This is a genomic window from Streptomyces sp. T028, from assembly GCF_048159505.1.
GTDB lineage: Bacteria > Actinomycetota > Actinomycetes > Streptomycetales > Streptomycetaceae > Streptomyces.
Map to the genome: position 1 here is coordinate 75766 of NZ_JBLRVZ010000031.1, position 11713 is coordinate 87478.

Sequence of the window (11713 nt, forward strand, 5' to 3'; positions counted from 1 at the left end):
TGACCATGGGAACAGGCAGGATGCCGCGAGGGCAAGAAGGCGGTTACCTTGGGGAGGAGTTGGGCAGGTCATAGGGCTCAGGCTCTCAGGGAGCGCGCGTGGGGAGGCGCCGTTGCGGACCCGCAGAAAGCAACCCGACGTACCGGCTCCGGACCGTCCGTGGGACGAGATCGTGCCGGGGCTGTGGATGGGCTGTCACGAGTACCGGGGGCCCTCCGGGCAACCGGCCCTCGCCGTGGTGCGGGACGAGTTCGATCTCGTCCAGACACTGACCCGGGCCCGGTCGGAACACGGTCCCGACCCGGGTGTGGTGCATCATGTGTGGCCGATTCCGGACGGGCCGCTGGACGGCACCCAGCTCGCGGGGGTGATCCGGCTGGCGCAGGCCGCGGGCGAGGCCCTGGACCAGGGGCGGAGCATCCTCGTACGGTGCTACAGCGGGTACAACCGGTCGGGGCTGGTCGTCGCCCATACGCTGATGAGGCGGGGGCACCCGGCCGACGAGGCGATCCGGCTGATACGGTCGCGGCGCTCGCCCTGGGCCCTGCACAACGAGTTGTTCGTGGAGTACCTGCGGGCGGGACTGCCGACGGCGAGGCTGCTGGAGGAGCTGGCCGAATGACCCTGCGCCGAATGACCATGCACAATCGTTTCCTCTCCCGTCCTTCCGCCCCGCTCACCCACCCGCTGCCCGGCCCGTAAAAAGGACTTCCCTACGAATAAGGTGTACGGGGCCCCGCATCGCCATGCACCTCAGGAGTCCCGTGCCGCCCAGTCGCCCCACCCGTGTCGCCCTCGCCGTGGCCGCAGCCGCCCTGCTGGCCTCGGCGGCCGCGGCCTGCGGTGACGCGGGCGGGCTGCAGGGCGCGGGTGCCACACCGACCGCGATCAGCCCGGACCGGCTCTGGCCCGGGCTGACCCCCGCCTCCAGCCCGGCCTTCGAGATCGGCGAGCTGGAGACCGAGGTGGTGAAGGGCGTCACGGTGCCCGACGGGGACATCCACGAGGTGGATCCGGTCGCCGTCGTCCGCGCGGAGATCGCCGCGCACCCGGGCGACTACGGCCCGGGAGCTTACGAGGAGACCGCCCGGCGTATGACCTACTGCGGGAAGAGCGGCGCCGCGGGGCGCGAGTGCCCCGTCCTGAAGGCGTACTACCGCGATCTGACCGGCGACGGGCACGACGACATGACCCTGGGCATCCGGCAACTGCCCGGCAACCTCACCGCCGTCCGCGTGTACACCGTCCGCGACCACAAGCTCGTCCAGGTCATGCACTACGAGGATGCGGTCAGCGGCGTCGAACTGGCCGGCCGGTCGGTGATCATCCGGTCCCCCTCGGAGGTCGCCGGCTACGAGTACCGCCTGCAGTGGACCTGGGACCAGCAGCAGCACGCCATGCTGCTCACCCACGACGAGATGCTGCGCATCGGCGGTCCGCGGACCTCTCCCAGTGATTCTCCCAGCGCCTCCGTCACCGCCTCCGCGAGCGGCCGATGAGGCTCGCGCTCCCCCGGTGGGCCGGCACGCTCGCGCTGAAGGCCGCCGTGTTCATCACGGTGATGTGCTGCGCTCTCGCCGCCCTGCTCGGTGTCCTCGTGCACGTGTCGGTGACGAACCAGACCGTCGGCCAGGCCCGTGACCTCGCGCTGTCCCGGCTGGCGGATGCGACGGAGGCGTTCGAGGCCGGGGACACCCTCGGCTCGGGTGCGGACGTCGACCCGCCCGACCTGCCCGCCTCGCTGCGGGCGCTGGCGCTGGCCGGGGAGCGCGGCACGATGGTCGCCGACACCCGGGGGCGCCCCACGATGTGGGCGGCCGGTCCGGCCGACGGCGGACGAGCCCTCGCCGTGCGGGTCGACTACGCGCAGAGCGCCCGCACCATCGAGGCGCTCGACTCCGCGATCCTGTGGTCCGCGGGGCTGGCGATCGGCGCGACGCTGCTGGTCGGGGCGTTCGCGGTGACCCGGGTGACCCGTCGGCTGCACACCACCGCGCGGGTGGCCCGGCGGATCAGCGCCGGTGATCTGGACGCACGCGTCGACGACCCCCGGGCCAGGCAGCGGGGACGGCCGCAGGACGAGGTGGGCGCGGTCGCCGCCGCCCTCGACACCATGGCGGCCACCCTCCAGAGCAAGCTGCTGAGCGAGCAGCGCTTCACCGCCGACGTGGCCCATGAGCTGCGCACCCCGCTGACCGGGCTGCACGCGGCGGCCGAGCTGCTGCCGCCGGGCCGGCCGACGGAGCTGGTGCGCGACCGCGTGGCCGCGCTGCGCACCCTCACCGAGGACCTGCTGGAGATCTCCCGGCTCGACACCGGGCGGGAACGGCTGGAGCTGGACACCGAGGAACTGGGCGCACTGGCCCGGCGGGTCGTACGGGCGTCGGGAGCCGACACGGAGATCAGGGTCGTACGGGACGTACGGGTCGAGACGGACCGGCGGCGCCTCGAACGGGTGCTCGGCAACCTGGTGGCCAACGCGCACCGGCACGGGCGGGCGCCCGTCGTCCTCATGGTGGACGGGCCGGTGGTCACCGTACGGGACCACGGGGACGGTTATCCGGAGTACCTCGTCGCGCACGGGCCGCAGCGGTTCCGTACGGAGGGCGGGGCGAGGGGGCACGGGCTCGGGCTGACCATCGCGGTCGGCCAGGCGGAGGTTCTGGGGGCCGCGCTGGCCTTCACCAACGCGCCGGAGGGAGGGGCGGTGGCCACGCTGACGCTGTCTCAGGCACCGAACCTCCCCGATGGCGCAGCGTGACGGGCGACACGCGCGAGCCGCTCCTAATCTGGCGTCAAGTCAGCTTCTGAGCCGGTTTCATCCTCTTCGTGGAGGTATTGCCATGTCCCTGCGCCGCCCCGCCCTTACCCGCCTCGCCCTGGCGACCGCCGTCGGCGCACTGGTCACCGCGGCCGCCGTCACCCCCGCCACCGCCGACGACGACTGGAACGGCGGCAGCGGCGACCCAGGCTCCAGCGCCTGGGACGAGGGCGGCCAGGGCGGCGGCGGGGACAGCAGCGACTGGAACGGGAACAGCAACACCAACGGGAATGGGAACGGGAACGGGAACGGGAACAGCAACAACCCGGGCAACAGCAACGGCAGCAGCTGGCAGAACCAGGGCGGCGGCCAAGGCGGCGACGGCGGCGGTAACGGAAGCGGAAACGGCGGTAATGGAAACGGCGGTGACGGTGGCGGCAACGGCCACTGGAACCAAGGCGGCGGCCAGGGCGGGGACGGCGGCGACCAGTGGAACCAGAACGGCCACGACAACACCCAGGGCCTCTACCGCGGCCGCGTCACCGCGAACACCCTGCTCCTGCGCAGCAAGCCCACCCGGGCCAGCCAGGTGATCCGTTCCGTGCACCGCGGCGAGATCGTGTCGATCTTCTGCAAGACCCCCGGACAGAGAGTCGACGGCAACCCGCTCTGGTACCTCCTCACCGACGGCACCTGGGCCTGGGGCGCGGCCCGCTACATCGACAACATCGGCGAGGCTCCGCGCTGGTGCTGACACACCCTCACACCCAAGGCTCACAAGAGCTCTCATTTGGATAGGTTCCGGACATGACGAGAGCCGGAGCAACATGACGAGCGCCGGAGCCGGGACAGGTGCAGGAGTCGAAGCCGCGACCTCGATCACCGCGGCCGGCGCACCCGGACCCGCCGTACGCCTCCCCCGGCGCCGCGGCATCGAGCTCGCCCTCATCGTCGTGGCCGTCCTGCTGTCCGTGTACGGCTACTGCGCGGTCGGCGTCGCCCAGCACGGCACCCTCCCGCCCGGCGCCGCGGGCTACGGCGCCGGGCTCGGCGTGCTCGCGCTGCTCGCGCATCTCGCCGTGCGCCTGCGCGCCCCCTACGCCGACCCACTCCCCCTCCCGATCGGTGTGCTGCTCAACGGCATCGGGCTGGTGCTGATCTACCGGCTGGACCTGGCGACGCCCGGTGACCGGGCGGCGCCCACCCAGCTGATGTGGTCCACGCTCGGCATCACCCTGTTCATCCTGGTCGTGGCGGCGCTGCGCGACCACCGGGTGCTCCAGCGATACGCGTACGTCAGCGTGGTCGCCGCGCTCGCCCTGCTGATGCTGCCGATCCTCTTCCCGGCCGTGAACGGCGCCCGCATCTGGATCCGGATCGCCGGGTTCTCCATCCAGCCGGGCGAGTTCGCGAAGGTGCTGCTCGCGGTGTTCTTCGCCGCGTACCTGGCGGCGAACCGCACGGCGCTGGCGTACGCGGGCCGGAGGATCTGGTTCATGCAGCTGCCGACCGGCCGGGTGCTCGGTCCGATCGTCGCGATCTGGCTGCTGAGCGTGTGCGTACTGGTCCTGGAGCGGGACCTGGGGACCTCGCTGCTCTTCTTCGGGCTGTTCGTGGTCATGCTGTACGTCGCCACCGGCCGCACCGGCTGGATCGCGGTGGGTCTGCTGCTCGCGGCACTCGGCGCGGTGGCCGTCGGCCGGCTCGAACCGCATGTGCACGGCAGGATCGAGGACTGGCTGCACCCGTTCGCGTCGATCGACGCGGGCCTCGGGCCCAACCAGCTGGCCCAGTCGCTGTTCGCCTTCTCCGCGGGCGGGGTGCTCGGCACCGGGCTGGGGCTCGGCCACTCCGTCCTCATCGGCTTCGCCGTGAAGTCGGACTTCATCCTGGCGACGGCGGGCGAGGAACTGGGCCTGGCCGGTCTGTCGGCGCTCTTCCTGCTCTACGGCCTGCTGGTGGAGCGCGGCTACCGGGCCGGCCTCGCGCTGCGCGACCCGTTCGGCCGGCTCCTCGCCGTCGGACTCGCCTCGATCGTGGCGCTGCAGGTGTTCGTGATCGCGGGCGGGGTGACCGGTCTGATCCCGCTGACCGGCATGGCCATGCCCTTCCTGGCCCAGGGCGGTTCGTCGGTCGTCACCAACTGGACGATCGTGGCGCTGCTGATCCGGGTGAGCGACTCGGCACGACGGCAGTACGACGGAAGCACCGCCCCCTGACCACGGGAGGCGAGCACCGCCCCCTGACCACGGGAGGCGTGCACGGCTCCCTGACCCGGAAGGTACCGCAGCGATGACCCGGCACATCCGGCACGCCGCCGTGTTCTGCGCCCTGCTCCTGCTGGCGCTGCTGGTCAACGCCCTGCGCGTGCAGGTCGTCCGGTCGGCGGAATACGACGGCAACCCGGCCAACCGCCGTGAGTCCATCGCCCGTTACGGCCGGCCGCGCGGCGACATCCTGGTCGGCGGCGCCCCGGTCACCGGCTCCCGGGACACCGGAGAGCAGCTGCGCTACGAACGGACGTACCGCGACGGGCCGTTGTACGCGCCGGTGACCGGCTTCGCCTCGCAGGAGTACGGGACGACGTTCCTGGAGCACGCCGAGGACGACCTCCTCTCCGGCGTGGACCCGATGCTCGCGCCGCTCCCGCTGTGGAACGACGTGACGCGCAGCCGCCCGCCCGGCGGGAACGTCGTGACGACCCTCGACCGCCGTGCCCAGCAGGCGGCTTACGCGGCACTCGACGGACGCAAGGGCGCGGTGGCGGCGGTGGAACCGGCGACGGGACGGGTGCTGGCGCTGGTGTCCAGCCCGTCGTACGACCCCTCGCTGCTGTCGGGGAACGACCCGGGCGCCGAGGCCGCCTGGGAGCGGCTGAACGGCGATCCCGACAAGCCGATGCTGAACCGGGCGGTGCGGCAGACGTATCCGCCGGGGTCGGCCTTCAAGGTGGTGACCGCGGCGGCGGCGCTGGACGCGGGCATGATCACGGATCTGGACGAGCCGACCGACTCGCCGGTGCCGTACCGGCTGCCGGGGACGACGACCCGGCTGACGAACTCGGGTGACGGCTGCCGGAACGCTCCGGTGCGGGAGGCCTTCGAGTGGTCCTGCAACACGGTGTTCGCGAAGCTCGGGGTGGAGGTGGGGCTGGCCCGGATGACGCGCACGGCGCAGGCGTTCGGCTTCAACGACACGGACGTACGGATCCCGTTCTCCGTCGCCACCAGCACCTTCGACACCTCGCTGGACCGGGCACAGCTCGCGCTGTCGTCGATCGGGCAGTACAACACCCGGGCCACCCCCCTGCAGATGGCGATGGTGTCGGCGGCGGTGGCCAACGGGGGCCAGGTGCGCGAGCCGTATCTGGTGGAGCGGACCACGCGGCGGAGCGGCGCCGTCGTGGGCACGGCCGGTTCCCGTTCCGCGCGACAGGCGATGTACCCCTCGACGGCCGTACGGCTGCGGGAGCTGATGGAGGACGTGGTGCGCGAGGGCACGGGTCGGCGGGCGGCGATCCGCGGCGCCCGGGTCGGCGCCAAGACCGGCACAGCGCAGCACGGCATCGGCAACGCCGGGACGCCGTACGCCTGGTGCGTCTCCTGGGCGCAGGGTCGGCGGGACATCGAGCCGAGTGTCGCGGTGGCGGTGGTGGTGGAGGACGGGTCGGCGAACCGCGGGGAGATCACCGGGGGCGGGATGGCGGCGCCGATCGCGCGGACGGTGATGGAGGCGGTGCTCGCTCCGTGAGACGGGGGGTTTCGGGAGGCGACAGGTCCGTCCTACGGTTCGCGCATGACTGACACCACGAGGACAGAGACCACGGACACCGCCGCCTTCGAACTCGCCCAGGTCAACATCGCCCGCCTCAGGTTCCCGCTGGACTCACCGGAGTTGAAGGACTTCGTCGACGCGCTCGACCCGGTCAACGCGGACGCGGACGCCGCGGAAGGGTTCGTCTGGCGCCTGCAGTCGGACGACGGCGACGCCACCGACATCGACGTCTTCGGCGACGCGTGGCTGATCGTCAACATGTCGGTGTGGCGGGACGCGAACGCGCTGACCGCGTACATGTACCAGGGGCAGCACCGCGAGATGCTCTCCCGTCGGCGCGAGTGGTTCGAGCGGGTGCAGGAGGCGATGGCGACCCTGTGGTGGGTGCCCGCGGGCCACCGCCCCACGGTCGCGGAGGCGGAGGCCCGCCTGCTGCATCTGCGCACCAACGGCCCGACGCCGTACGCCTTCACCCTGCGCACCTCGTTCCCGCCGGGGGCGTCGGAGCCGGTTCTGGGCGAGGTGCCCGAGGGACTGGGGTGCTCGGTGTAGACGCCGGGTCAACAAGTCCCGTCCGAGGGATTGACGGGCTTGCTGACAGGCAGTCTCATAAGGGCCATGACGACCCTCACGGATGCCGACGCGCCGGACGGCCTGCGCGACGCGCTCGGGCTGCTCAAGGACCGCGAACAGGTGGCCGAGCGGCTCCTCGCCTCCTCCGCCAGGCACTCCTTCGACCCCGACAAGGAGCTGGACTGGGACGCGCCCTTCGAGGAGGGCAAGTGGTTCTGGCCGCCGGAGCTGGTGTCGCTGTACGGCACTCCGCTGTGGAAGCGGATGGGCGAGGAGCAGCGGATCCTGCTGTCGCAGCACGAGGCGGCGGCACTGGCCTCGCTGGGGATCTGGTTCGAGATCATCCTGATGCAGCTGCTCGTACGGCACATCTACGACAAGGCGGCGACGAGCGCGCATGTGCGGTACGCGCTCACCGAGATCGAGGACGAGTGCCGACACTCGAAGATGTTCGCCCGGCTGATCGCCCAGGGCGGCACCCCCTGGTACCCGGTGAGCCGGGTCCACCAGAACATGGGCCGCCTGTTCAAGACCGTCTCCACGACGCCCGGCTCCTTCACCGCGACCCTGCTCGGCGAGGAGGTCCTCGACTGGATGCAGCGCCTGACCTTCCCGGACGAGCGCGTGCAGCCCCTGATCCGCGGCGTCACCCGCATCCACGTGGTCGAGGAGGCCCGCCACGTCCGGTACGCCCGCGAGGAACTCCGCCGCCAGATGCTGACCGCGCCGAAGTGGTCCCAGGAGTTCACCCGGGTGACGTCCGGCGAGTTCGCGAGGATCTTCTCGGTCGCGTTCGTCAACCCGGAGGTCTACACGAACGCAGGCCTGGACAAGCGCGAGGCGATGGCCCAGGTGAAGGCGAGCGCCCACCGCCGCGAGGTCATGCAGACGGGCGCAAAACGCCTGACGGACTTCCTGGACGACATAGGGGTGCTCAGGGGCGTAGGCCGCCGCCTGTGGAGGTCATCGGGCTTGCTGGCATAGAAGCGCGAGGTTGCCCCACCTGAAGGGGCGCGGGGAACTGCGCGACCAGCCCCCACGCCCCCGCACCCGAACGACGGCCGGACTACTCTTCACCCATGCCCCCCGCCCCCGCCTACCGGCGCCTAAGTGTCGAGGAGCGGCGAAGCCAGCTCCTCGACGCGGCGCTCACCCTCTTCGCCCACCGGCTCCCCGAGGACGTCTCGCTGGACGACGTGGCCGAGGCCGCCGGGGTCTCCCGCCCGCTGGTCTACCGCTACTTCCCGGGCGGAAAGCAGCAGCTCTACGAAGCCGCCCTCCGCTCCGCCGCCGAAGAGCTCCGGCAGTGCTTCGACGAGCCCCAGGACGGCCCCCTCCTCCCCCGCCTCGCCCGCGCCCTGGACCGCTACCTCGGCTTCGTCGCCCGTCACGACGCCGGCTTCAGCGCCCTGCTCCAGGGTGGGAGCGTGGTGGAGACTACGCGTACGACGGCCATCGTGGACGGCGTACGACGGTCCGCGGCCGAGCACATCTACAGCCATCTCGGCGTCCCCGACCCGGGCCCCCGGCTGCGGATGACCGTGCGGATGTGGATCACCGCGGTCGAGGCGGCCTCGCTGATCTGGCTGGACGAGGACAAGGAGCCGCCCGCCGAGGAGCTGCGCGACTGGCTGATGGAGCAGTTCGTGGCGGTCCTCACGGTGACCGCGGGCCGGGATCCGCAGACCGCCGCACTGGTCCGGGACGCGCTGAGCACGGCGGGCTGACCGACACTGGTGCCGTGAAGAGCGAAGACACCCCCTTCGAGGGCGGCCCGATGGACGGCCGGGTGCTGCCGGTCCTGCTGGGCATGACCGGGCATCCGCCGAAGACGTACCGCATCCCGGTCCCCGACGCGGCGGGCGGCCCGCCGACCGTCCTGGTGTACCGGCGGGTGCCACGCGGACACGGCAAGCGGCTCGGGCTCCCGCAGGGGTGGAAGTACACGTACGACCCCGAGGGCGGGGCCGGTGGCAGCCGCCTGAAGTGGCCGTGGTCGAAACCGGAACCCACCACGCCGGAGAAGCGCCGGGACGACACCGAAGGGTGACGTGACTGGGCCGAACCGAGCAGTCGGCCGAGCGCTTTCTTCCTACATGTCCCATTATCACCCTGCGGGTTCGAGGGGCCACCCGGGCCGCCTCCCCCGCAGCGGAGGTGATGACATGTCAGAAAGGCTGCTGCGTCTGGCCTGTACGGTCTCCACGGTGGCGCTGGCCGCGCAGGCCGTTCTGGCGGGCGGTGTCGCCATGGCGGTACCGGAACCGCCGGACCCGACCCCGAGTCCGACCCCGAGTCCGACCCCGGCCCCGGCGCCACCCGGCGGGCGGACGGTGGCCGAGCTGCTGACGGACCTTCAGCGGCTGTACCGGGAGGCCGAGAACGCGACCGAGGCCTACAACGCCACCGAGGAAGCCCTCAAGCAGCGGCAGACCGAGACCGACCGGCTGGACGCCGATCTGGCCGCGGCCCGGCTGACGCTGCACGAGAGCCGGGGCGCGGCCGGGCGGCTGGCCCGCCAGCAGTACCAGAACAGCGCCGACATCTCCCCGTACGTACGGCTGCTGCTCGCCCGCGACCCGCAACAGGCCCTGGACCAGGGGCATGTCATCGGCCGGCTGGCGCGGGAGCGGGCGGAGACGGTGGGCCGGCTGGAGGGCAGCGAACGCAGGGCCGACGGGCTGGCCCGCGAGGCGCGCACGGCCCTCGACCGCCAACTCACGCTCACCGAACGGAAGAAGAAGGAGCGCGACGCCGTCCGCCGCCGCCTGGACGACGTGGAGAAACTCCTCGCCTCCCTCACCGCCGCTCAACTGGCGGCGATCGCCGAGCTGGAGAAGGACGGGGTGGCGCAGGCGCAGGAGAAGCTGATGGCGTCCGGCGCGCTCAAGGACGACCACAAGCCCTCGCAGGAGGGCGGCGAGGCCCTGCGCTACGCCGTCCGCCAGATCGGCAAGCCGTACGAATGGGGCGCGGAGGGCCCGAAGTCGTACGACTGCTCGGGCCTGACCTCGGAGGCCTGGAACGAGGCCGGCACCCCGATCCCGCGCACCAGCCAGGAACAGTGGGCCAGGCTCCCGCGCATCCCCCTCGCCGACCTGCGCCCCGGAGACCTGGTCCTCTACTTCCCCGAGGCCACCCATGTGGCGATGTACATGGGCGAGGGAATGGTGGTCCAGGCCCCCAGAACAGGCGAGAAGATCAAGATCTCCCCGATCGCGTCGAACCCGATCCTGGGAGCCGTACGCCCAGATGACCAACCTCAAGGGGCGCGGGGAACTGCGCGAGAAACCACAGACGGCCCGCAGTCGCCCACAAACCTTTAGCCCCCCACGACCTCCGCCAAATACGCCGCCGTCTTCTCAGGCTCGTAGAAGAAATTCTCGAAATCGGCCGGATTGTTGAACGCGTTGGCGAAACGATCAGCCACAACCGGCAGCTGCCCCGCCGCCCCCAGCAGGTTCACGATGTGCTCCGGCGGCGGAGCCAGCATCGCGTTCGTCCACTTGGTGACGTGCTGGGCGGTGTCCCAGTAGCGGTCGAAGGTGGCCCGCATCCACTCCTCGTCGAACTCCTTCTCCCCGTGTTCGAGGATCGACGCGAGGTACGCGGCCGCGCACTTGGAGGCGGAGTTGGAGCCCTGGCCGGTGATCGGGTCGTTGGCGACGACGACGTCGGCGACGCCCAGCACCAGGCCGCCGCCGGGCAGCCGGCCGATCGGGTTGCGGACCGTGGGCGCGTAGCGGCCGGCCAGCGTGCCGCCGGCGTCGGTGAGTTCGACCTTCGTCGCCCGCGCGTACTCCCAGGGCGTGAACTTCTCCATGAGTTCCAGGGTCAGGGAGAGGTGCTCGGCCGGGTCCTTGACGCCGTTGAAGACATCGAGCGGGCCACCCGGTATGCCCTCCCAGAACAGGATGTCGGCGCGGCCGGAGGTGGTGAACGTCGGCATGACGAAGAGTTCGCCGACGCCGGGGACGAGGTTGCAGCGGACCGCTTCCATGTCCGGGTGCTCGGGGCGCGGGCCCATGCCGTGGACGTACGACACCGCGAGCGCGCGCTGCGGCTCGGTGTACGGGGAGCGCTCGGGGTCGCGGGCGAACATCGACACCAGCTCGCCCTTGCCCGCCGAGACCAGGACGAGGTCGTAGGCGCGGGAGAAGTAGTCGAGGTCGGAGACGGCCGCGCCGTGGATGACGAGCTGGCCGCCGCGCTGGGCGAAGGTCTCCATCCAGCCGGCCATCTTCACCCGCTGGTCGACGGACTGCGCGAACCCGTCGAGGGTGCCCACCCAGTCGATCGCGCGCTGCGTCGGACCGGGGTCGTGCGAGCCGGGGGCCGCGACCGAGACGCCGAGTCCGGCGATCTTCGGGGCCTGGGACTCCCAGAAGTTCAGCTGGAGGTCGCGCTCGTGCTGGAGGGCGGCGTGGAACATGCACTGCGTCGACATGACCCGGCCGGAGCGGATCTCGTCCGCCGTCCGGTTGGACATCAGGGTGACCTCGTACCCGTGCGACTGGAGGCCGAGGGCGAGCTGGAGACCGGACTGACCGGCTCCGACGACGAGTATCTTCCGCATGCGGGGAGACTCCTTGGTGGGGACTGCTC

The 11713-nt window shown here is 71.6% G+C and carries 12 protein-coding genes; 11 read left to right on the top strand and 1 reads right to left on the bottom strand.

Translation table 11 applies throughout. The features are described from left to right. The first annotated feature begins 112 nt into the window (after positions 1–112). The 11 genes from ACLZN2_RS29120 (at position 113) to ACLZN2_RS29170 (ending at position 10434) form a co-directional block, all read left to right on the top strand. Positions 113–622 carry a protein-tyrosine phosphatase family protein gene (locus ACLZN2_RS29120; protein WP_416982250.1) on the top strand — a complete coding sequence of 170 codons (510 nt, stop codon included), beginning with the start codon at positions 113–115 and terminating at the stop codon, positions 620–622. A gap of 142 nt (positions 623–764) precedes the next feature. Continuing rightward, the gene (locus tag ACLZN2_RS29125) at positions 765–1499 is read left to right on the top strand and encodes a hypothetical protein (RefSeq protein WP_416982251.1); all 735 of its coding nucleotides are present in this window, start codon (positions 765–767) and stop codon (positions 1497–1499) included. Beyond that, entirely contained in the window at positions 1496–2761 is a 1266-nt protein-coding gene (locus ACLZN2_RS29130; RefSeq protein ID WP_416982252.1) for an ATP-binding protein, read from the top strand. Before ACLZN2_RS29125 ends, ACLZN2_RS29130 begins: the two co-directional genes overlap by 4 nt. Before the next feature lie 82 nt (positions 2762–2843). Then, positions 2844–3515, top strand: coding sequence for an SH3 domain-containing protein (locus tag ACLZN2_RS29135; protein WP_416982253.1), 672 nt, complete (start codon positions 2844–2846; stop codon positions 3513–3515). A 73-nt stretch (positions 3516–3588) separates the two neighbouring features. After that, entirely contained in the window at positions 3589–4980 is a 1392-nt protein-coding gene (locus tag ACLZN2_RS29140) for an FtsW/RodA/SpoVE family cell cycle protein (protein ID WP_416982255.1), read from the top strand. Positions 4981–5053: 73 nt separating this feature from the next. Beyond that, on the top strand, positions 5054–6511 hold the full coding sequence (locus ACLZN2_RS29145; protein ID WP_416982257.1) for a penicillin-binding transpeptidase domain-containing protein: 1458 nt from the start codon (positions 5054–5056) through the stop codon (positions 6509–6511). Positions 6512–6556: 45 nt separating this feature from the next. Beyond that, entirely contained in the window at positions 6557–7087 is a 531-nt protein-coding gene (locus tag ACLZN2_RS29150; RefSeq protein ID WP_416982258.1) for a DUF3291 domain-containing protein, read from the top strand. A 66-nt stretch (positions 7088–7153) separates the two neighbouring features. Beyond that, the gene (locus ACLZN2_RS29155; RefSeq protein ID WP_416982259.1) at positions 7154–8092 is read left to right on the top strand and encodes an AurF N-oxygenase family protein; all 939 of its coding nucleotides are present in this window, start codon (positions 7154–7156) and stop codon (positions 8090–8092) included. Positions 8093–8187: 95 nt separating this feature from the next. Then, positions 8188–8835: a TetR/AcrR family transcriptional regulator gene (locus ACLZN2_RS29160; protein ID WP_416982260.1), complete on the top strand. Its 648-nt coding sequence runs from the start codon at positions 8188–8190 to the stop codon at positions 8833–8835. Positions 8836–8849: 14 nt separating this feature from the next. Further along, on the top strand, positions 8850–9158 hold the full coding sequence (locus tag ACLZN2_RS29165; protein ID WP_416982261.1) for a hypothetical protein: 309 nt from the start codon (positions 8850–8852) through the stop codon (positions 9156–9158). 115 nt (positions 9159–9273) lie between these two features. Further along, positions 9274–10434 (top strand): NlpC/P60 family protein, encoded by a 1161-nt coding sequence (locus ACLZN2_RS29170; protein WP_416982262.1) that lies wholly within the window; start codon positions 9274–9276, stop codon positions 10432–10434. On the opposite strand, the gene ACLZN2_RS29175 is transcribed toward ACLZN2_RS29170, so the two are convergent. After that, positions 10431–11684: a styrene monooxygenase/indole monooxygenase family protein gene (locus tag ACLZN2_RS29175; RefSeq protein WP_416982264.1), complete on the bottom strand. Its 1254-nt coding sequence runs from the start codon at positions 11682–11684 to the stop codon at positions 10431–10433. The genes ACLZN2_RS29170 and ACLZN2_RS29175 overlap by 4 nt on opposite strands. Positions 11685–11713: the final 29 nt, after the last annotated feature.